This window comes from Agrobacterium sp. ST15.13.013 (assembly GCF_027956525.1).
Taxonomy (GTDB): Bacteria; Pseudomonadota; Alphaproteobacteria; order Rhizobiales; family Rhizobiaceae; genus Agrobacterium; species Agrobacterium salinitolerans.
On sequence record NZ_JAQKGP010000007.1, the window covers coordinates 59,701 to 80,715 of the forward strand.

17 protein-coding genes, 1 tRNA gene and 3 pseudogenes are annotated in these 21,015 nt (G+C 56.7%); 10 read left to right on the forward strand and 11 right to left on the reverse strand.

From position 1 onward, the window contains the following. Window positions 1-142 precede the first annotated feature (142 nt). The gene (locus PL597_RS09365; protein ID WP_077983611.1) at window positions 143-1,084 is read left to right on the forward strand and encodes an alpha/beta fold hydrolase; all 942 of its coding nucleotides are present in this window, start codon (window positions 143-145) and stop codon (window positions 1,082-1,084) included. 20 nt (window positions 1,085-1,104) lie between these two features. Here the strand turns inward: PL597_RS09365 and hisN are convergent, their stop codons facing one another. Beyond that, window positions 1,105-1,881 (reverse strand): histidinol-phosphatase, encoded by a 777-nt coding sequence (hisN, locus tag PL597_RS09370; protein WP_271365013.1) that lies wholly within the window; start codon window positions 1,879-1,881, stop codon window positions 1,105-1,107. A gap of 318 nt (window positions 1,882-2,199) precedes the next feature. Continuing rightward, a complete protein-coding gene (locus tag PL597_RS09375) occupies window positions 2,200-3,084 on the reverse strand; it encodes an N-formylglutamate amidohydrolase (RefSeq protein WP_137411295.1) in 885 nt (294 codons plus the stop codon). A gap of 181 nt (window positions 3,085-3,265) precedes the next feature. On the opposite strand from PL597_RS09375, the gene cpdR reads away from it, so the two are divergent. Continuing rightward, window positions 3,266-3,628, forward strand: a complete 363-nt coding sequence (cpdR, locus tag PL597_RS09380) for a cell cycle two-component system response regulator CpdR (RefSeq protein ID WP_003497910.1) — start codon at window positions 3,266-3,268, stop codon at window positions 3,626-3,628. 81 nt (window positions 3,629-3,709) lie between these two features. Then, window positions 3,710-3,784, forward strand: a tRNA-Val gene (locus PL597_RS09385). A gap of 155 nt (window positions 3,785-3,939) precedes the next feature. Here PL597_RS09385 and PL597_RS09390 read toward each other — a convergent pair. Further along, window positions 3,940-4,341: pseudogene (locus PL597_RS09390) on the reverse strand (transposase); the annotation flags it as partial. Window positions 4,342-5,112: 771 nt separating this feature from the next. Beyond that, entirely contained in the window at window positions 5,113-6,159 is a 1,047-nt protein-coding gene (locus PL597_RS09395; protein WP_137411296.1) for a LacI family DNA-binding transcriptional regulator, read from the reverse strand. 150 nt (window positions 6,160-6,309) lie between these two features. On the opposite strand from PL597_RS09395, the gene PL597_RS09400 reads away from it, so the two are divergent. Together PL597_RS09400 and PL597_RS09405 are read left to right on the forward strand one after the other, a co-directional pair. Then, window positions 6,310-7,257, forward strand: a complete 948-nt coding sequence (locus PL597_RS09400; protein WP_173991273.1) for a dihydrodipicolinate synthase family protein — start codon at window positions 6,310-6,312, stop codon at window positions 7,255-7,257. A 132-nt stretch (window positions 7,258-7,389) separates the two neighbouring features. Further along, window positions 7,390-8,697: an Nramp family divalent metal transporter gene (locus PL597_RS09405; protein ID WP_271365014.1), complete on the forward strand. Its 1,308-nt coding sequence runs from the start codon at window positions 7,390-7,392 to the stop codon at window positions 8,695-8,697. A 418-nt stretch (window positions 8,698-9,115) separates the two neighbouring features. Here PL597_RS09405 and PL597_RS09410 read toward each other — a convergent pair. The 3 genes and pseudogenes from PL597_RS09410 to PL597_RS09420 all read right to left on the reverse strand — a co-directional run. Next, window positions 9,116-9,752: pseudogene (locus PL597_RS09410) on the reverse strand (hypothetical protein); the annotation flags it as partial. A gap of 93 nt (window positions 9,753-9,845) precedes the next feature. Beyond that, window positions 9,846-9,974, reverse strand: a pseudogene (locus PL597_RS09415) (IS3-like element IS1953 family transposase); the annotation flags it as partial. 128 nt (window positions 9,975-10,102) lie between these two features. Beyond that, entirely contained in the window at window positions 10,103-10,849 is a 747-nt protein-coding gene (locus PL597_RS09420; RefSeq protein WP_244634994.1) for a potassium channel family protein, read from the reverse strand. A gap of 289 nt (window positions 10,850-11,138) precedes the next feature. On the opposite strand from PL597_RS09420, the gene PL597_RS09425 reads away from it, so the two are divergent. The 3 genes from PL597_RS09425 (at window position 11,139) to PL597_RS09435 (ending at window position 14,658) form a co-directional block, all read left to right on the forward strand. Continuing rightward, complete coding sequence (locus tag PL597_RS09425) at window positions 11,139-13,121, forward strand: BCCT family transporter (RefSeq protein WP_137411297.1); 1,983 nt, start codon at window positions 11,139-11,141, stop codon at window positions 13,119-13,121. A gap of 78 nt (window positions 13,122-13,199) precedes the next feature. Further along, window positions 13,200-14,462 carry a DUF2254 domain-containing protein gene (locus PL597_RS09430; RefSeq protein WP_142913574.1) on the forward strand — a complete coding sequence of 421 codons (1,263 nt, stop codon included), beginning with the start codon at window positions 13,200-13,202 and terminating at the stop codon, window positions 14,460-14,462. A gap of 55 nt (window positions 14,463-14,517) precedes the next feature. After that, window positions 14,518-14,658, forward strand: coding sequence for a hypothetical protein (locus PL597_RS09435; protein WP_161596373.1), 141 nt, complete (start codon window positions 14,518-14,520; stop codon window positions 14,656-14,658). A gap of 84 nt (window positions 14,659-14,742) precedes the next feature. On the opposite strand, the gene PL597_RS09440 is transcribed toward PL597_RS09435, so the two are convergent. Further along, window positions 14,743-15,531, reverse strand: coding sequence for a DUF4394 domain-containing protein (locus PL597_RS09440; protein WP_077983604.1), 789 nt, complete (start codon window positions 15,529-15,531; stop codon window positions 14,743-14,745). A 184-nt stretch (window positions 15,532-15,715) separates the two neighbouring features. On the opposite strand from PL597_RS09440, the gene PL597_RS09445 reads away from it, so the two are divergent. Together PL597_RS09445 and PL597_RS09450 are read left to right on the forward strand one after the other, a co-directional pair. Further along, window positions 15,716-16,267 carry a sigma-70 family RNA polymerase sigma factor gene (locus PL597_RS09445; RefSeq protein WP_077983603.1) on the forward strand — a complete coding sequence of 184 codons (552 nt, stop codon included), beginning with the start codon at window positions 15,716-15,718 and terminating at the stop codon, window positions 16,265-16,267. Continuing rightward, window positions 16,264-16,968 carry an anti-sigma factor gene (locus tag PL597_RS09450; RefSeq protein WP_077983602.1) on the forward strand — a complete coding sequence of 235 codons (705 nt, stop codon included), beginning with the start codon at window positions 16,264-16,266 and terminating at the stop codon, window positions 16,966-16,968. The genes PL597_RS09445 and PL597_RS09450 overlap by 4 nt, the downstream gene beginning before the upstream one ends. Window positions 16,969-16,974: 6 nt before the next feature. On the opposite strand, the gene ggt is transcribed toward PL597_RS09450, so the two are convergent. From ggt to PL597_RS09465, 3 genes are all read right to left on the reverse strand, one after another. Further along, complete coding sequence (gene ggt, locus PL597_RS09455) at window positions 16,975-18,732, reverse strand: gamma-glutamyltransferase (protein ID WP_271365015.1); 1,758 nt, start codon at window positions 18,730-18,732, stop codon at window positions 16,975-16,977. A gap of 306 nt (window positions 18,733-19,038) precedes the next feature. Further along, window positions 19,039-19,920 carry a carbohydrate ABC transporter permease gene (locus PL597_RS09460; protein ID WP_271365016.1) on the reverse strand — a complete coding sequence of 294 codons (882 nt, stop codon included), beginning with the start codon at window positions 19,918-19,920 and terminating at the stop codon, window positions 19,039-19,041. Continuing rightward, the gene (locus tag PL597_RS09465) at window positions 19,917-21,005 is read right to left on the reverse strand and encodes a carbohydrate ABC transporter permease (RefSeq protein WP_271365017.1); all 1,089 of its coding nucleotides are present in this window, start codon (window positions 21,003-21,005) and stop codon (window positions 19,917-19,919) included. The genes PL597_RS09460 and PL597_RS09465 overlap by 4 nt, the downstream gene beginning before the upstream one ends. Window positions 21,006-21,015: the final 10 nt, after the last annotated feature.

Consider the following 21,015-nt stretch of genomic DNA (forward strand, 5'->3'; position numbering starts at 1 on the left):
GACAGAAGCAATAACGTCCCTTCTTCTTCTGTCTCATTCGCCGGAACCGCGACTGCTTTAACCGACGGTTCCGGCAATTTTTTCTTTGACCTTCCCGCGCCGCCGACCTATCCCGAAGAGGCAGAAAAGCCGGAAAAGACCGATGATCGAAGCCACATTGCGCGCCAGCGAAGACAACCCGGTTCCCGACAACCATACCGTCGGATATTTTACCGGCTATCGCGGCAAACAGCTTCGCTATGCGATCTTTCGCGCCAGCCGCCAGGTGGCCCGCGGAACCGTGGTTCTGCTACATGGCAGGAACGAATGTATCGAGAAATATTTCGAAACGGTGAGCGATCTCACCGCCATGGGTTTCTGGGTTGCGACCTTCGATACGCGCGGGCAGGGCGGTTCCGAAAGATTGCTGAAAAAACCGGGCGCCGGGCATGTGCGAAGGTTCTCCGACTACCAGCGTGATATCGGCCTTTTTCTCGAACAGGTGGTGTTGCCGGATACGCGGCTGCCGTTCTTCATGATCGCGCATTCCACCGGCGCGCTTGCAGCGCTTGCCGCCGCGCCCGGCCTGTCGAACCGGATCGACCGTCTGGCGCTTTGCTCGCCCTTCATCGAGCTGGACAGCCAGCAATCCGTCCCCTCATCCGTCATTCGGGTGGTGGCGACGGCTCTAAGTCTCGTTGGCCTCGGGCGGGTTCAGCTCGGCAAGGATCAGCGTGAGCGGGATTTTGACGGCAATCCGCTCACCTCGGACTCCAGACGTTTTGCAAGAAATCTCTCGCTGCACAGGCAGTTTCCGGAGCTTTTCATCGGTGCGCCGACGGCGCGCTGGGTCTATGAGGCGCTGAAGACCATGGGACGGGTGGTCACCCAGGACCATCTGACGAATATCACCATTCCGACCCTCATTCTGGCGCCGATGCTGGATACCATTACGCCCTACAAGGCACAGGAAGAACTCTCACGCAATTTCCGGGCAGCGCAGCTTCTTCCGATCACCGGTGCGCGCCACGAATTGCTGCATGAGCGCGATGTTTTCCGCAAACAGGCGCTGGCGGCCATCGACGCCTTTTTCGCGCCGGAGTGATGGCCGCTTAAGCGGGCTGCCTAGAGTTTCGAGAGAATGGCAAGAGCTTCTTCGTGCACGGCCTTGGAGCCGGCCGCCAGAATGCGCCCGCCATTTTCCGGACGCCCGCCATCCCAGGTCGTCATGATGCCGCCGGCCTGCTCGATCACAGGGATCAACGCGCCGACATCATAGGGCTTCAAGCCGGATTCGATCACCAAATCGACGTGGCCGGCCGCAAGCAGGCAATAGGCGTAACAATCCACGCCGTAGCGGAAAAGGCGGACCTGATCCTGTACTTTTTCGTAGAAGGGCTTTTCTTCCGCAGTAAAGATGTGGGGTGTCGTAGTGAACAGCACGGCGTCCGATAGCGACACACAGTCGCGCGTGTGGATTTTCCGCTCGCCATCCGGCCCGAAATACCAGGCCGCTTCGCCATCGGCGAAATAACGCTCCTTCGTGAAAGGCTGGTCCATCATGCCCATGGTGGCGCGGCCGGCGGACTGGAAACCGATCAGCGTGCCCCAGACAGGCACGCCGGAAATGAAGGCGCGTGTGCCGTCAATCGGGTCTATGACCCAGATGTGATCGCGGTCGAGACCAATATTGCCGTGTTCTTCGCCCAGAATGCCATGCTGCGGAAAACGCTGTTCGATAAGCGCGCGAATAGCTGTTTCTGCCGCCTGATCGCCTTCTGTCACCGGATCATAGCCGCCATCCTGCTTGTTGGTGACGGCAATGCCCGTGCGAAAGCGGGGGAGCGTTTCTGCGCTGGCGGCATCGGCAAGTTTGAAGAAGAAATCCCGGTCGGGCAGCATGCGAAACCTCATTGCCTGGATATTTGGTCTGAATTTTGTGGGGCAATGCATAGACCGGAATCACATCCGCCGTCCACTCATACGAATGGCGGTACCGGTGTTTCCATATTTTCAGCATAAGCCTAAAAAATATGCACATAAAAAAATGATTGACAATTGTGCAATTACTACGTAGCGTGATCCTGCAGTCTTTGACTGTAAATACCCTCCTTGGGTGTTTCCTCCCTAGACTTGACCGCGCCAAGGCGCGGTTTTTTTTGTCCGGCGGGCCGCCAGACGATACGGGATAAAAATTGAAATAGCGGATGATTCGCGCTGCTATTCGGCAGCGAGCGACGTTTCTATCGCGTATTCGGAAACGAAGGCGCCGAGCTGGCGCATGAAGATTTCAAGCGACGCCTGAATGGCGGGAAAATCGGCTTTTTTCAAAAGCGTTTTTTCATCCACGTAAAGCGCTCGGTTGACCTCGATCTGCAGTGCATGGAGAGAGCGGATTGGCCGGCCGTAATGTTCGGTGATGAAGCCGCCGGCATAGGGTTTGTTGCAGACCGCGACGAAACCCAGTTCCTCAAGAAAATGCAGCGCGGCGCGGGAGACTTCCTGGGATGCGCTGGTGCCATAGCGATCGCCGATGATCACATCCGGCCTCAGATTCGAGCCGGCGACGCGAATATTGCCCGGCATGGAATGGCAGTCAATCAGCACCGCCATTCCGAAATTGGCGTGGGTGCGTGAAAGCAGGCGGCGCAGACAGGCATGATAGGGCTTGTAAATCGTCTCGATCCGCGAAAGCGCCTCGTCGACGGGCAGGCGGTGGGCATAGATGTCCATATTCTCGGCGACGATGCGCGGCACTGTGCCCAGGCCGCCGGCGACCCGCATGGAGCCGATATTGGCGTAAGGCGGGAGCGTGCCGTCGAACATGCGGGGATCGAGTTCGTAGGGCTCGCGATTGACGTCCAGATAGGCGCGCGGGAAATTCGCTTTAAGAAGCGGCGCGCCGATCTCCGGCGCCGCCGCGAACAACTCGTCGACGAAGTGATCTTCGGAGCGGCGGATCTCATGCGAATCGAGCCTTGCCGATTCCAAGAAGGAGATGGGGTAGCAGCGGCCGCTATGGGGGGAATTATAGACGAATGGCAGGGTCTGAACGGCAGGTTCCGTTACTTCGAAGAGTTCATATTCACCCGTTACCCAGTCCATTCAGTGCCATTTACCATGTCGCAAACAATCGGGATGTTCATGTTGCCAGTTACGGTGCGGCAAGTCCATACTATCGCCCAAGCAGCGCTATACCGATTCACGTGTTCACAGGATATTTACCGTGAAAATCCTATAATCGGGCTAGGGTATCCCAAACATTGAGTAGTTACGGTCACTTATGATGAATCAGAAAATTCTTCTCGCTGAAGACGACAATGATATGCGCCGCTTTCTCGTCAAGGCGCTGGAAAAAGCCGGTTACAAGGTTTCTTCCTTCGACAATGGCGCCAGCGCCTACGACCGGCTTCGCGAAGAGCCTTTCTCGCTTCTGCTGACTGATATCGTCATGCCCGAAATGGACGGCATCGAGCTGGCGCGGCGCGCCACCGAACTCGACCCGGACCTGAAGGTGATGTTCATCACCGGCTTCGCAGCCGTCGCGCTGAATGCCGATTCGAAGGCTCCGAAGGATGCCAAGGTGCTTTCCAAGCCGTTCCATCTGCGCGATCTCGTGGATGAAGTGAACAAACTCCTTGTGGCGTAAGGCCTCTCAAAAAACCTTCACAAAACCGAAAAAAAGCAGTTGACGCATGAACCGGTTTTGTGGTCTATCCGCCGCCACGGAGGGCGTGTAGCTCAGCGGGAGAGCACTACGTTGACATCGTAGGGGTCACAGGTTCAATCCCTGTCACGCCCACCATCCGAATTTTGATATCATTGAGAAATCCCCTTCTGGGGATTTTTCATTTTTAGCGACTGACACGTGAACTAGCCTTGGAACAGTGTAGGTCACAAGCCAAGCGACTCGAAATAAGCGTCTATGGCCATTCGACCTGCGCTCGAGTAATCCGGCGCGAGAAGCTTTGTCTGGCGTGCGACCGACAATTTGTGCCCGCGGTCGATCATTTCTTTGCGCCCAGCAATCCTGCCTTGCCGAGCGCACCGGATAAAAATCGTTCTCCAGTGTCAGTTCGCCGATCTCCGTGCAAACGCAGTTTGTCACATGGCGTGCAGCGTTTTGACGTCGACGGTTGGACCCGCCGGTTCCGCTTTGGCTTCATCGCCGAAAACGCCTGTCGCCCCCTCAAGGAGCTGGTCTTTCCACTGTTTGATCTGGTTGGCATGCACGTCAAACTGCTGCGATAATTCCACCAGAGTCTGCTCGCCGCGGATCGTAGCGAGCGCCACCTTTGCCTTGAGAGCCAGGCTATGGTTCCGGCGCGGTCGTCTCGTCGTGGTATCTCCTGTTCCTGGCATCTAAGCCGAAGTCAGGCAGAAATTCCACTTATCCTAGCGGTGCAGATTTCCCGAGCCATGTGTGGACGGCCCCGTTTTTGCAAGTGGAAAAAGTAAGTTTCGATGCGGTCGGGTGCAGCCATGTGTCAGGCCTCGACCTGCGGCGCACATGTGGCCGCGGGCCTTGATGAAGTCCGCAGATTGGATCCCAATCACCTCTATGCGCACGAAGCGCTTGGCTCGGAAGGGTTGTCCCAATCCCCGGTTCGACCGGTGCGCCATCAATACTCAGTCCTCATGCAAACCACTTCGAGAAGATATGCCTCGAATGTGGATAGGTATTACGCAACCGCCGCTGCGTAGGATGGCTTCCGGATCAGCAAGGCCCAGACGATGCTCGAGGCGCCCCGAGTGGAATAGCAACATTTGCTCCTCGGGATTTGCGGGACCGGTCCTTGTCAACCTCAGCACGCATTTCATCAGCTGTGGTCTTGTGTCCCTGTCGGCCTCGGATGCGATCGCGCGATGAAAGCTACAATATTTTCCTAATCAGCGCGGCTCAGTGAAATAGCGCCGGCGATCCGTCATCGAATTCCAGGCGTCTAACAACGTCCCCGCCGTCCAGCCTGGAACATATTGGGAACATACACCTGTTTGCAAGTTAAGTTTTTTATCATTGAAATCAAGGGCTCCACTTACAGATGTGATGGTCGCGGGTTCGATTCCAATCAAGACCGCTTACCTCGTAATCGCTCCGCCGCCGTTAACACTCACGGAACACACGTGTGTTGATCAGAGTCGAAGTCCGACGAGGGAGGTTGATTTACGTGGGATGAGGGTCGGAGCTGACAAGCGAATGCGGTCATCTGCAGATGCGGCACCGTGTGTCAGCAAGTCGAGTGCATTAGAGGCGATTTGTTCGAAAGGTACACGCACCGTTGTCAGTGGGGTCGGCAGATGACTGACGATTGGAATGTCGTTATAGCCGACTATTGACACATCATCTGGAACTGAAAGACCCAGGCGTGATAAGCTTGATAGGGCGCCAATTGCCGTATTGTCGTTGACGGCAAAAATCGCCGATGGCCTGTCTTTCAGCCGCATCAACGTTTCGCCTGCGTGCGCTCCTGCATCTATTCCGAAGGTTGAGGGTACGATCCAATCCGGGTGCACGGCGAGGCCAGCCTCGTCAAAGGCCTGGCGATAACCTTCGAGGCGCCGGCGGGCACTGGAAGCATAGGACGGGCCGGCAATCACTCCGATCTTACGATGCCCAAGATCGAGCAAATGTCGTGTCGCCAGATAGCCCCCTAGCCGATCGTCACCTATGGCCGAGAGATTTCTGCCATCGGTACGCAAGGCCAGTACAAAAGGAATGCCCCTCTCCACCAACGTATCTGCAAAATCGTCGCCCTCCCGCGCCGTCGAAAGGATCAGGCCGTCTACGCCCCGCTTCAAAAGCGATTCGGCGGCGAGACGATCTGCACCGGGCTGGTCGTCTGTCGTCGCTACGATAGCAAAACGGCCATTTCGGCTGCATGCTTTGGTCAGCGCTTCGTAAAGCATGGCCATGACGGTATCCGTCAGTCGCGGCACGATGACCCCGATTGTCTGCGTGCTCCCACGCCGCAAACTTGCGGCGGACACATCGCGTACGTAGCCCATGTCTTCTGCAATTTTTCGCACCCGGCGCGCTGTGTCGTTGTCCGAGCGCGGCAGCCGTTCGTCGAGTATGCGCGATACTGTGGACTTCGATACCCCCGCGGCCAATGCGACATCGATTATTGTCACCCGCGTCTGTCGGCTCGTCTCGTCCGTCTTTGTCTCAAAGTCGCTCATTACTGGCACCAATCAATATTCTGCACCGTGATCATGCACCAAAATGGGGATTGACTCCAACATATTCGGAAACGATAGTGGGAACGTTCCCGATAACGATCCCAACGCTGCTTTAGTAGTGGCAGCGAGCACAACAGGAGGAGATGTTCGATGCAAGCAATGGATTTGAGAGGTCTGAGCCCCGCTCCGGTAACCGTTTTCACCCGCGACGGTGAAGTCGACTACGCGGCCAATGCTCGCCTGGCCAAGTGGTTGGTCAGCATGGATGGCGTGAAGAGCCTAGTCATTCTTGGTCACGCTGGGGAGGGCACTTTCCTGACCGAGGAAGAGCGCCTGAAGCTCGTCAGAACCTACGTCGAAGCCGTCGATGGCGCGGTTCCGATTATCGCCGGCATTACTGGCGAAGGCACGAAGGTTGCAGCCGAAGAGGCAAAGAAGTGCAAGGCTGCTGGGGCAACCGGCGCGCTGGTCTATCCCAATCACGGTTGGCTGCGCTTCGGCTTCCAGAAAGGCGCGCCGCAGGACCGCTATAAGGCGATCTGGCAGGAATCCGGGCTTCAGTGCATCCTGTTCCAGTATCCGGATGCGACCAAGGCAAGCTACGACCTGGATACTCAGCTTGCGATCGCTACGCAGGATGGCGTTGTCGCGACCAAAAACGGCGTGCGCAATATGAAACGGTGGTACGTCGAGATTCCTGAGCTCAAGAAGGCAAATTCGAACCTTCAGATCCTCAGCTGCCATGACGAGTGGCTACTTCCCACTATGTTCGATGTCGACGGTCTGCTTGTTGGATATGGCAACATCGCTCCAGAGCTTCTCATCGACCTGATTGCAGCCGGCAAGGCACAGGATTATTCCCGTGCTCGCGAAATCTTCGAGCGTCTGTTGCCAATCACTCGTGCCGTCTACCACCGCGGTTCGCATATGGAAGGCACCGTTGCACTCAAGCTCGGCCTCGTGCATCGCGGCGTGCTCGACCATGCAACGATCCGCGAGCCGCTGAAGAACCTGGGCGAAAAAGCGGAAGCTGAGATCTTCGCCGCGTTTGAAGCTGCCGGAATCGGTCGAGCCAAGGACTTGATCGCCGCCGAATAAGCACGCGGCCCCGTGCTCCTGGCGACGCGGGGCCAGTTCGCCCGTATTTGATGCAGGATCGACGCACAGCGTGAAGGAGCTGTATCAAGTTGGATGTCACGCCACCGCACGTTTCGGGAGGACGAAGTGTGTATGTGGCTCGAGGAGGAGGACACGCCTGTGCGTGAGCAAAATGATTCCGTGCTGCCGGCCATGCGCGCCGCAGCTGTCGAGAATTCGAAACCGTCTGCCTTGACCTGGAGCAAACGCCTGGCCCTTATAGGTCCGGCTTTCGTTGCTGGCGCCTGGCAGTTTGGTCCCGGCAATCTGACTTCGGCCGTGGAGGCTGGCAGCGCCTATGGCTATTCACTGATCTGGGTAATCGTCTTGTCGACGATCTTGATGATCGCCTTCACCGACATGAGCGTGCGTATCGGTATCATCGCCCGCGGCTCTATAATTCAAACGATCAAGGACACGTTGGGCAAGCCCGTCGGTGTGCTGGCCGGTATCAGTGTCTTTTTCATTACTCTTTGCTTTTCCGTCGGAAATGCCGCGGGTTCAGGTCTTGCGCTCTCCATGCTTTTTGGGGGCTCATCGATCCTGTGGACGCTCGTTTGCAGCTTTGCCGTCGGGTTCATCCTGCTGATGCGCAACGTATACAGCGTTGTGGAGCGCATCCTGCTTGCTCTCGTCGCGATGATGGCAATTGGCTTTGTCTGCAGTGCCATCCTCGCACGACCCGATTGGGTCGCCAGCGCGACCGGTGTCATTCCAAGCTTCCCCCCAGGCGCCCAACTCCTGATTATCGCCCTTGTAGGAACAAACTTCTCCATCAATGCGGCGTTTTTCACCAGCTACGCTACGCGTGCCAAGGGGACGCGCGCCGACCAGTACCGGGACTCGACGGTCACTGACACGCTCCCGGGCATTATTGCGCCCGGCATAATGACCTGCCTCGTGATCATGGTCGCGGCCGCTGTGCTCGGCCATACGGGGGAGCGTGTGCAGACACTGATGCAGCTTGCCAATGTGTTTCAACCGTTGGCGGGGTCCGTCGGCAGCACGCTCTTTGTCCTTGGCTTCTTCGCCGCCGCCTTCTCGTCCATGCTCGCCAATTCAACCGCGGGCGGGACGCTACTCTCCGATGGCGTTGGTTGGGGCGGTTCGTTCGATGCCCTGCGGACGAAAATTCTGGTCGGATGCGTACTCGCCTTCGGCGCTCTGGTGGTCGTGCTTGCACCCGGGTCACGTGTCCAGTTGATTATCTTCGCCCAGGCAATGACGGTATTGGTGGCACCGTTCCTGGCGGGCCTGCTGATGATCATCTCCAATCGTCGGGAGATGGGCACGCTGCGCAACAAGCCTTTTCAGAACGTGCTCGGCGTCTGCGGTTTTCTGTCCATCCTGGCTGCAAGCGGACTTCTCATCTGCAAGCTGTCGGGCATGCTTGGCAGTTGAAGGCGTCAACTGGCTCACTACATGCACGGGGTTGAGCCCCGTGCATGTTCACATTTATCAGCCTTCGGTGTCTGCTCCGAATTGTAGGCGTTGGATCTCATCCGCTTGTTCTTGATTACCGAGTTTTTGATCTGTCGGCGACTGCGTCGATTGCGACGAATTTTTAGATTGTCGTAGGCGCGCGAGAAAACTGCGGTGCCCCGCGTTTGTCTCCGTTCAAGACGGAGAACTGCTATTTCGGTGGCCGGGCTAACGTCCGCGACATCGCTAGATCAGGCGCTGCGGCGCAGCACCGCCCAGGGCTGGACGACGACACGCTACGCTTCTTAACGGCCCTCGATGGGGCGATGTCACGGTAACGCCTTGTGAGGAGCGGTTGCGATAGACGCACATGCATGAACACCTCGCCAGTCAGCTACAAGCGCCATCGCTCAGCCGGGCTGATATCGCCGAGATCATGACCATAAAGCGAGCGCGCCTGGTGCGGTAGCTTGTCCTTGAAATATCCTTCCTGCAACCGATAGCGGCGCAGGATATTAAAGCTGGCAACGGAGCGGGGCACGCGCTCCCCCTGCATCCAGGATAGCAGCGTCTTGCTATCGAATGTCTCATCCAGATGAACAACAGCGCGGTGGAGCTGCCAATATGTGTCACCGAAACGACGCATATGGTATATCAATGCGTCCTGAAAGCTCGCCGGATCATTTGTCGCTTCAAATAGTGCTTCCGGGAAAGGGCCTTATTGCTTTTGGTGCAGGCCCGCGCTGTGTCGACGCTGACCGGGTAAAGGCACCGTCGGTTGCCGCGCATTGCGGCTTCCTGGTTGAGGATGCAGAAGCTGCCTTCCTGGCGGGCGCCATTTTGCCCGAGCTAACTGTCGACTTTGGCGGTCGTCGTTCTTCGGCTGTTGGTGGTGCGCCGAGCCAGCGGATGATTGCATCCAAGCCTGGCCGGAGCTGCTTTTTCAGTTCTGCCGTCAGCTGGGCTTCGATCCCACGGGCCTGACTGATCATCGTCCAGTCGATATGGCCATTCAGAAGCGGTGGCGATGTGCGGGGACCTCTTTTCTCGCCTGATCAATGAAGCGGGGCCTCATCGACTTCACGACGTCCGGGATCATCCATAGCCACATCCCCGCTTCGGCTAAGCCATCGCGTCAGTGTCGACAGCCCGATTCCAAGATCATCAGCTATCTCGCGCTGCGTACGCCCGTTCGTTTCGGCCACGCGAACAGCCTCACGCTCGTATTCTTTCGTAAAGGCCACTTTCTTCGTCATAACGGTTTCCTTTCAACTCAAGAAAACCTCTCCACTTTTCCGAAGCAAGTCCATCATGAAGCCGCGCGCCTCGACTGGAGAGCGACCTGTAGTGATTGCCACAGACGCCGAGTCAGTAAGGACGCGTATTAGTCATTATTGTTTGGAATGTTGAGCAGGTGTCCGCAGGCCTTGCAATGGACCGCGTCAACCTCGTGCCTTTGCAGTCCGCATTTTCCGCAAGGAAAGAGTACCTTGCGGGGGCGCACGATCGACTGCGCCAACCTGACGAAGAGAGAAATACCGACGATCATCGTAACCACGGAGGTCAGTTTTCCGAGAGGTCCAGGAAGCGTAATGTCGCCGAAACCTGTCGTCGTCATCGTCGCGACCGTAAAGTAAAGGGCGTCGATGAAGCCGACTAAACCGCTCTGGTGATAGAAGAAGGTCGTGTAGACAAATCCTGTCACCATGAACAGGAAGACGAGGAAGTTAAGTGATGCGCGCGCAACGTCCTTGTAGTGATGGCAACCGAGCCGTTTCAGGATGACGGCGAAGAGCGGGCTTTCGCCCACGGCCCAGAGACGCATCGCCCTCAGGAAAGCAAAATTGAAAAGCGCGTTTGGAAACAACAACGTGGCAAGAATAACAAGATCAATCCAAGTCATCGGCCTCTTGAGGAGCGCGCCTAAAGAGCCAGTTGCGAATGCGCGTGCGAACAGTTCGGCAAGTATCCACACCGCGATCATGTAATCAATGATCAGATAGGAAGGCCCGCTGCGCAAAAATGGCCCGAAAATGAAGAACGAGATGATGCTGACATCGATAACAGCAAGCACAGCTTGCCAACGAAGTGCCCATGTGTCGCGCCCGCGCTCGATACGACGCAACTTCATCTGCAAGATCTCGAGACGAGACGAGACGGACCTTCTGGTTTTTGTCGTGAATATCATTTCTAACGGATAGGCGCGAGTGAAGACCGGGTCAATGCCAAGCAAAAGGCGCGTCATGCGGCAAGGCGGCAACGCTATTGACGAAGAAGATGGAGCCAAATCGTCGTTTCCGCATTCTCCAACAGCGGAAGATGTCCAGTCTGTGATGATCTTTTGCCGAAACTTGGGGTAAAATCAAAGAGCATATTTAAAATCCATCTGCTCATACGCATAAGGGAAGGCCATTGCAGCTATGAAATCGTTCATCATCAATCCGCCGGTGTTCTACGGGTCGGTGATTGTCATCACCTTGTTCGTCGCCATCGGTATCGTGCTCCCCGGCCAGGCGGAAGCACTTTTTGGTATCATTCAAGGTTCCATTCTCGGCGCTTTCGGCTGGTTCTACCTGCTTTCTGTCGGCGTATTTCTGGCGGCGATGCTGCTATTGTGTTTCGGCAGGTTTGGCCAGCTCAAACTGGGACCGGACGATTCAGTTCCCGATTTCCGTTTCCTGTCGTGGATTGCGATGTTGTTTGCCGCCGGGATGGGCATCGGTCTCATGTTCTATGCCGTTGGCGAACCGATGACCCACTATATGGCGCCGCCGACCGCCGAACCGAAAAGCGTGGCGGCAATGCGCGAAGCGATGACTGTGACTTTCTTTCACTGGGGCATACACGCCTGGGCGATTTACGCCGTCGTTGGCTTGTCGCTCGCCTATTTCGGTTACCGCTACAACCTTCCGCTGACAGTTCGCTCAGGCTTGTATCCATTGTTGAAGAACAGGATCAACGGCCCGATCGGACACGCGGTCGACATTTTTGCGATTGTCGGCACCATGTTCGGCATTGCGACATCGCTAGGGGTCGGCGTCGCGCAGATCAATGCCGGCCTCAACCACCTTGTCGGCTTGCCGATCAGCACCAGCGTACAGCTTGTCCTGATTGTCGTGGTGACCGGTATGGCCACCATCTCGGTTGTGACAGGCCTGGATAAAGGCGTGAGAATATTATCGGAGACCAATCTGGTTGTCGCCGTACTGCTCATGCTTTTCGTGCTGATCGCCGGACCGACGACACAGCTCTTCCGGGACTTCGTGCAGAATCTCGGCCTCTATCTCGATACGATCGTCCTGCGAACCTTCAACATTTACGCCTACGAGCCCACGCCCTGGATCGATTCGTGGACGCTATTTTATTGGGCCTGGTGGATTTCCTGGTCGCCGTTCGTGGGAATGTTCATCGCGCGGATATCTCGCGGAAGAACCGTGCGCGAATTTGTTGCTGCCGTGCTGTTCATCCCGGCCGGTTTTACATTCTTCTGGATGACGGTTTTCGGCAACACGGCAATGTTCATCGATACAGGTGTAGCCGCGGGCGCTCTGGGCGCCGCCATCTCGAACGACGTTTCCGTAGGCCTTTTCCGCTTCTTCGAATATTTGCCTCTTTCTGGCGTCACTTCGACACTGGCGGTTCTGCTGGTCTCCATATTCTTCATCACTTCGGCTGATTCCGGGGCGCTTGTGGTGGATTCCATCGCCGCTGGCGGTGAAACGGAAACGACAACGGGCCAGCGGATTTTTTGGTGTTCGATGGAGGGGCTCGTTGCCGCATGCCTGCTGATGGCGGGTGGTCTCACCGCGTTGCAGTCCGCAACCGTCGCCAGCGCATTGCCTTTTACCGTGGTAATGCTGGCCTTGGTCGTGTCGCTGTATCTTGGAATGCAGCAGGATTTAGCGCAGCGTGAGGTGCACAGCAGCCGAAACGTTGGGCCCGCGGAGCCCGCTTCTGGTCAGACCTGGCAACGAAGGCTCGCTCTGATGCTGAGCACCACGACGGAGAAAGAAGTTGCGATCTTCATCGATGACAAGGTCGCACCCGCGCTGGACAAGGTTGCTGCCGAACTTCAGTCGCGCGGGAGACCGACGGAGGTAGATCGGGAGGGGGCCGGCGTTGTCACCCTTCGATCTCCTGCGTCTGACGTCCGTGACTTTATCTATGGTGTATCGGTCCAGAAACATCGGGTTGCAAGCTTCACCACCATCCGCGCAGGCGAGGCAGAGTTTCGATACGAAGCGAGAACCTTTTTCTCCAGCGGCAATAGCGGCTACGATCTGATGGGCATGTCGCAGGATCAGATCATCAGCGATGTCTTGATTCAATTTGAACGCTACCTGCATCTGGTCAACTCGCCGGAGTTTCAGCTTGTCCATGGCGCGCCGGAACACACGGCATAATGTTCGGATTGCACGAGTTTTGACCACCCGGCACAAGCGACGGTCCGGGTGGTCGCTTTTGAAGGGAGCTGGCGAGTGATGAAGTCAAAGTGGCGGTGGTGGCTGGGCCAGATCGTTCGACGGATATGGTTCAGGGCAACGCTTTTTTCCATGGCTGGTGTCGTGACTGCTCTGCTTGCCGTCGCGCTTTCGCCTTACATCCCGCAAGAACTGCCAACAAAAATAGGCGCGGACGCCGTTGACAAGATTCTCGGTATTATTGCCTCCAGCATGTTGACGGTAACGACTTTCTCATTGAGCACAATGGTTTCCGCCTATTCCGCGGCCACCACCAACGTCACGCCGCGAGCCACGAAACTGGTCATGGAAGACAGTACGACACAGAATGTGCTGGCTACCTTCGTGGGCTCCTTCCTGTTCAGTCTGGTCGGAATAATTGCGCTTACGACAGGTGCATACGGGGATCGCGGACGCCTCATCCTTTTTGTGGTCACCATCGGCGTGATCGTTCTCATTATCGTCACGCTGCTGCGCTGGATTGATCATCTTTCGCGACTTGGGCGAGTGACCGAAACCACGGAGCGGGTTGAACGGACAACGATTGAAGCACTGACGGCATGGGTGGAAACGCCAAATCTCGGCGGCCACAGATTGCTTGAGGGTGACCCGAGATTAGGGGAGCCCAATACGCCCATTCACCAGAACGAGGTTGGCTACGTTCAACACGTCGATGCAACGCTTCTCTCCGAGATCGCCGAGGAGTTCGATTTTGACATTTTCATTGTCGCGATAGCGGGCAAGCTGGTTGCACCCAACACTCCGCTGGCCTGGGTTAACGGTGAGGTTCATGACAATGTTTACGAGCGTATCGCCTCGGCTTTTACTATTGGTAATGTCAGGTCGTTCGATCAGGATCCTCGCTTCGGGGCTGCGGTTTTGTCTGAAATTGCCTCCAGAGCGCTTTCACCGGCTATCAACGATCCCGGCACTGCGATTGATGTGATCTCCCGAGCGATACGCGTGCTGTCCGTCTGGGATTTGCAGGACAGCAAAACAAAGGTGGTGCATCCTCGGCTCTTCGTTACCCCAATTCGACTTGAAGACCTGTTTGATGACCTCTTCTTGCCCATCGCCCGAGACGGGGCGTCCATCATCGAAGTCGGGCTTCGATTACAGAAAGCCTTTCTTACCCTATCGAAATTCGGCGATGCGGAGTTCAAGAAGATTGCAATGCTGCACGCGGCAAGCGCTCTCAAGCGTTCTGAAGCAACTGCAATGATTGACGAAGACTTGGCCAGGCTACGACATACGGCAGCGCTGCTGAACAAAAACCAGGCGTAACCAGAATGTTTCGCCTGGCCTCTGCTTCCTGCGGAAGAACGAGAATTATAACCGAATGGCAAGACGTTCTCTTTGCGCCTTGGACTATGTTTTCCTGCAACTATTAAATTTACGGGGTGACGCCAAGATCGTCGCCATCAAGCAGCCGAACGGCGTCGTTCACGTCATAGACAAGGTCCTGCTTCCCGAAATGTAACCCTTTCGGCCGTGCAGATGGAAAGGGCTGGCTCCATTCAGGGGGCAGCCCTTTCATTCACGTTTTCATTGTCGCGACAAAGGCTCACATTGCGGGGAGAACGGTGATGTCGCGCAGCTCACCCTCGGCGCCGGTAATGGAACCAATTTCGGTCGCAGCGCCTGTTTCCAGATCGACGGTGTAAAGCATCTTGCCCGCGGCGAGATAGGCAGTGTTCTTGCCGCCTTCTTCTCCCTGGATATCAAAGGCATAGTTTGCCGGCATTTCCTTCAGGCCGAGCTTGCCGATCGCCTTCAATGTTCCGTCATTGGGTTTTGTCTGTTGGATCAGGGCACCGATGGTGGCATCGATATTGTACATTGCCGTTTTCTCGGGCTTGCCGGTCGAGTTGGTGTAGGCCGCAGCGACAATGTTTGGCGTTTCGCCCTTATGCATGTCGCCATCCTCGAAAGCGAGTGCGCCATCCACCGTGACGGCCCCGGTATCGGGATGCACGCGGTGATTTGTCGTGCCCGTCATGAAACGCAGACGGTCAGCGGCAGGATTGAAATCAACGACAACCGGCGCATCGGCAAGGGTAAGCATCTTGTCCATCTTGGCGACCTCGGTTGCAGCGCCGGTTTCGAGATCGATGGTGACAATGTTATGATCCGGCGTCACACCGACGACGGTCTTGTTGCCCGGACGAAAGTCGATGCCGACAAGCCTGTCTACACCAGTCACATCCATCGACTTTGTAACTGCGGGCTTCTCCGTATCGAACATGACGAGGGTCTTGTCTCCCATGAGGCCAAGGACCGGCGCTGAAACGGCAATGCCTGCCGATGCCGTCAGGGCCATTGAGGCGAGAAGAGTGAGGCGGATAGTGCGCATGTGTTTCTCCCGTGAATTGAGCCATTCGGAAGGCGTCGTTTGAACGCTTCCGTCTTTAGGACACGGGGGGCAACGCATTTGGATGCAGACAGGAAAAATTATTTTTAAAGTGCATCCATTAACCTGTCTGATGGGTATTATGCACAGTTGACGGTGCTTTCGATCACGAGTGGAAAGGATTCAAATGCAGACGGGCCCTGTGCCGAACGATCTCGACAGGGCGCTTGCAGCCTGCGCGAAAGGCGATAAAAGCGCCTTGCGCTTGATTTTCGATCGCGAGGCCGGACGTCTGGTCGCGGTCGCCCAACGCATTGTCAAGCGGCGCGAACTGGCCGAGGAGGTCGTTCAGGAGAGCTTTGTTCGGATCTGGACACATGCTCATCAATACCGTGCCGACCAGGGATCGGCACGAGGATGGATTTACGCGATCGTTCGCAACCGGGCACTCAATCTTGTCCGTGATACGAGACGCGAGCTCATCGTTGAGGATGTCGAGATGCTTCGCGATGGTGAAGAAGCAACGGAGGTGGTTGCAGTCTGGCAGAAACTCGACAGGAATTCGCGGCTCTATGAGTGTCTCGGAAGTCTCGACGAGACGAAACGCCAGGGAATCCTGATGGCCTATGTCGCGGGATACTCCCATGGGGAAATCGCCGGCAGGCTTCGCATTCCCCTGGGAACAACAAAATCCTGGATCAGGCGAGGGCTTATCGCTCTGCGGGAGTGCATGGCATGAAATTTGATCGCAAAGACATTCCCGATCTTGCCGACGACTACGTTCTGGGATTGCTGGACGCTCTCGAGGCCGAGGCTATTGAAGCTGCACTCGTGCATGATGATGCTCTGCGGGCGGCAGTCTCCAGAAGCCGCGAGCGTTTTCTTCCCCTCGATACCACTGTTGAACCTGCCGCGATCAAAGACGACCTGTGGGAAAAAATTGAAACCCGCCTGTTGCCGCAGACCGGCGCTGCATACGCTACGTCGCCCAAGACAGCAAACGACAATAGGTCTAACAGCTGGCGTGGCATCGCCCTCTCTGCCATTGCCGCGAGTTTCCTCCTGGCCGCGGGTCTGGCCTTCAGCCTTACCCGCCCGATCGATCCGCTCGTGATCGCCGTGCTCCTTGATGAGAACGGTCAGGTTAAGGCTGTTGTCGAGGATTTTGGAAACGAGAAGGCAACCGTGCGGATGCTGGCTGATTTTGCAGTGCCGCGCGACAAGACGATTCAGTTGTGGACCTTACCTTCGAAGGAGGTCGGCCCCGTTTCTCTCGGATTGATCGAGGGTGTGCGTTCAGCAAAGCTAGAAGGGCCGGCTCTGCCGGCTCCCAGAAGCGATCAGCTCTACGAAATCACCCTCGAGCAGGCGGGTGGTTCGCCAACCGGCAGGCCCACCGGGCCCATTCTCGCAAAGGGATTTGCTCGAATGCCGCGATAGGTGTGTTCAGTCCCCGAGAACCGCTCCTTCGCGCCTTGGATCGGCGCTACCGGCCAAACCCTGGGCGGTCAGCTCGATCGCATGCAAACCAGAATTCATCTCACCCGGTTTCACCTCGTAACCCAGCGCCTTCAGCGGTCCTGCCAGCTCCTCCGCGCTGGTGTCTGCCTCGATGTCGTAGGTGCCGAACCGGTTGATGAGATGCGGCTGGGCGACGATCACCTCAACCGGCATGCCCCAGTCGATATAGGCGATCAGCGCCTGCGCCACATAGCCGATGATCTGGCTGCCGCCGGGCGAACCAATAGCGAGCAGCGGTTTTCCATCTTTCATCACGATAGTCGGGGCCATCGAAGAGCGCGGCCGTTTGCCGGGCTCGACTCGATTGGCGATCGGCAGGCCGCCATCGTGGGTCTTGAAGGAAAAGTCCGTCAATTCGTTATTGAGCAGGAAGCCATTCGTCATCAGACGCGAGCCGAAACCGCTTTCGATCGTCGTTGTCATCGAAACAACGTTGCCCTGCCTGTCGACGATGACGAAATGGCTCGTCGAGGGCAACTCAAGCGCGGCATCCCGGCCGAAAAGCAGCGCATGGTCCCATTCCGGCTCGCCGGCCTTGACGACATCTTTGGCCAAGGCCTTTTCGCCGTCGAGCAAGCTTGCCCTTTCGCCTAGATAGGCCTTGTCGAGCAGGCCCTTGACCGGTAGCGGCACGAAATCGGCGTCAGCGACGTAACGCTCGCGGTCGGCGAAGGCAAGACGCTGCGCATCGCCGATAATGCGCCAGCTTTCGACATTTTTGGGCCCCAGCGACCTTAGATCGAAGTTCTCCGCCATGCCGAGTATCTGGCCAATGGCGATACCGCCAGAAGATGGCGGCCCCATGCCGCAAACATCAAGCGCACGATAGATAAAGCAGACAGGCTCGCGTTCGATGACGCGATAATTGGCAAGGTCGGAAAGCGACAGCACGCCGGCATTGTCGGCCGCCTCGCGCACGGTTTTGACAATGGCCTCGGCAATTTGCCCCTTGTAAAACGCATCTGCACCGCCTTTGGCGATCATTGCAAGCGTTTCGGCATAGGACGGATTTTTCAACAAAGTACCAGCCTGCAACGCGGCCCCGGCGGTGTCAAAGAAATAGGACCGCGCCTCTGGATATGTCTTCAGCCGGTCACCCTCGGACGCGATCAGAGAGGCAAGGCGAGGCGACACCTGAAAGCCCTCGGTCGCCAGCGTTTCCGCCGGTTTCAGCAGGCTTGCCCATTCAGCCTTGCCATAGCGTTTATGAGCTTCCTCCAGAAGTCGCACCGTTCCCGGCGTTCCGACGGAACGGCCGCCGATGACCGCGTTCATGAATTTAAGCGGCTGGCCATTTTCATCCAGGAAGAGTTTTGGCGTGGCTTCCATCGGTGCCGTCTCCCGGCCATCCAACGTCGTCAGCTTGCCGCTTTCTGCGTGGTAATAAACAAGGAAGGCGCCGCCGCCGAGACCGGAGCTCTGTGGTTCAACGAGGCCCAGCACGGTCTGCACCGCCACCATCGCATCTATGGCGTTGCCGCCCGCCGCAATCACGTCGCGTCCCGCTTTGGTCGCCAGCGGATTGGCTGCGGCGACCATGAAGTTCTTCGACTCGACACGTTTGGCGGTGGCAAGCCCGGTTGCCCTTTCCGGCGCCACCGTGTCGGACGCCTGCTGGGCGGAGGCGATTGCGGTGGAAAACATCAAGGCGAGAACAGCCTCACAGAGAAATCTCATTTTCATCGGCCTCATCCTTCAAAGCGGCTCAAACCATGAATGTGAGAAGGGCAAATCTCGCGGGGCGCTTAAGATCAACTCTCGGGCGACTGCCCTTCCCGGTCAAACATACGATTTTAATGGCAGTGTGATCAGCCAATCTGGAACGACGATCTGCCGGCGCCGTTCAGCGTTCAAGTTCGTAAGAAAACACAACAGCCTCCGGGTTGGCCAGAATATTCGGCGCCAATGGAATGCAGCAAGCTCCCGCAAGTCCCAGTTCATTCTCACTATGGCCTTATGTCAGGCCTTCACCCCGTGCAGGATGAGGCGCTATCCCTTTATACCGCTCGCTGCGATACTGGAGATGAACAGTCTCTGCAGGCAGAGATAAAAAATCAGCACCGGCAGCGTAATGATGGTCAGATAAGCCATGACTTCACCCCAGGGCGTGTTGAGCTGGAAAAAGTATTGCAGCCCGACCATGACAGGTCTGTATGTCTCGGATTGAGTGACAAGAAGCGGCCATAGATATTGCTGGCTGTACATGACGAGGAATTTCAAGATCGCAGCGGTTGCGATCACCGGGCCGCTGAGCGGCATCACCACCTGCGCATAAATCCGCAGCCAGCCGGCCCCGTCGATGCGCGCCGCCTCCAGCAACTCCTTCGGGAGATCCTTGAAATATTGCACGAAAAGGAAAATCGTCAGCCCGTCTGCGATCCATGGGATGATCTGCACATGCCAGGAGTTGAGCCATCCCCAGGTAAACCCGTTGCTGCCAATCCATGGCAGGCTGTTGACTTCCAGCAGCAACGGCACGGCAATGGTTTCAAAAGGAATGATGAGCGTGGCGAGGATGATCGAGAAGAGAACGTCCTTTCCGCGCCAGTTCAAGAAGGTGAAGGCGAAGGCCGCAAGCGAGCCAAGCAGCAGGGCGAGAAATACGGTAACGCCCGTCACCAGCACCGAATTGAATATGAAGGTCGCAATCGGCGCCCGGGCGAAAGCTGCTGTATAGTTTTCAAACGAAAGATCCCCGACCGGCAGAAAGGCTCGTATCGACGTGGCGTCATTCAGCAGCTGGTCGTTCGGTTTTAGCGACGAGAACCCCATGAACAACAGCGGCAAAATGAATATCGCCGCGAAGGCGAGCAAAAGTAGATAGTTGCCGATGAGAAAGCCGAGGCTTTTGCGTTGTCCGGCCCGCATCATTGCTTCTCCCTTGTGAGGTATCGCTGGGTCAGCGAAATGCACAGAACAAGCAGGAACAGCACGACCGAAATTGCGGAACCGGCCGCAATGTCCTGCTGGCGGTATCCTCGCTCAACCGCTTGATAGACGATGCTTTGTGTAGAATCGCGAGGGCCGCCTTTGGTCATCACGTCGATCTGCGCAAAAAGCGCAAAAGCCTGCATGGTAATGACGATGACAATCAACACCGCCGTGTTGCGCAGCAGAGGCCAGGTTATCATGTGGAATCTCTGCCAGCGACTAGCCCCTTCGATGTCGGCTGCTTCGTAAAGATCCGGAGAGATGGTTTGCAGACCGGAGAGCCAGATGACCATGTGGAACCCGACGCCCTGCCAGACCGACATCACCAGGATGGCCCATAAAGCGGTATCGGTTCTGCCCAACCAGTCGACAGGTTGAAACAGTCCGAAGCTCATGTAGCCCAAAAGGCTGTTCAAGAGCCCGTTATCGGCTGCATAGATAAACCGCCAGAGCAGCGCCACCACTACAACCGACAGCACCACCGGCATGAAGTAGATCGCGCGGAAAATCGTGACGCCGGGTATCTTCTGGTTCACCAGCAGGGCAAGAAACAGCGCCAGCGCCGCCTGAACCGGCGCGACGACCGCCACGAAAGCCAGCGTATTGACGAGCGCTGTTAAAAACACGACGTCGCGCGCCAGAATGACGACTTGATCGTCGCCCCAGGTGAAGCTCTTATATTCCCGCATTCCTTCCAGATGGGGATAGTCGGGATTGTTGCGGGTGAAATTGCGAATTCGCGGATAGGAGACGGAGCCATCCGCATCCTGGCTGATGCTGCCGTCCGCCTTTTTTTCCGGCTGGAGCGTCAGCACGCCGATACCCAGCAGCCGGGTGTAATTTTCAACGCCGACAAACTCGGTCGGATTGGGAGATGTCAGCCGCTGGTTGGTGAAGGAAAAACCGAGCCCCAGCAAAAAGGGTGCGATCAGAAACAGCCCGATCAGCACCATCGCCGGGGCAGCCATGAACCAACCCGTGAAGCTGTCCCGGGTCAGTTTTCCCTTTGAAGAAAAGAGCGCCATCGATAACCTG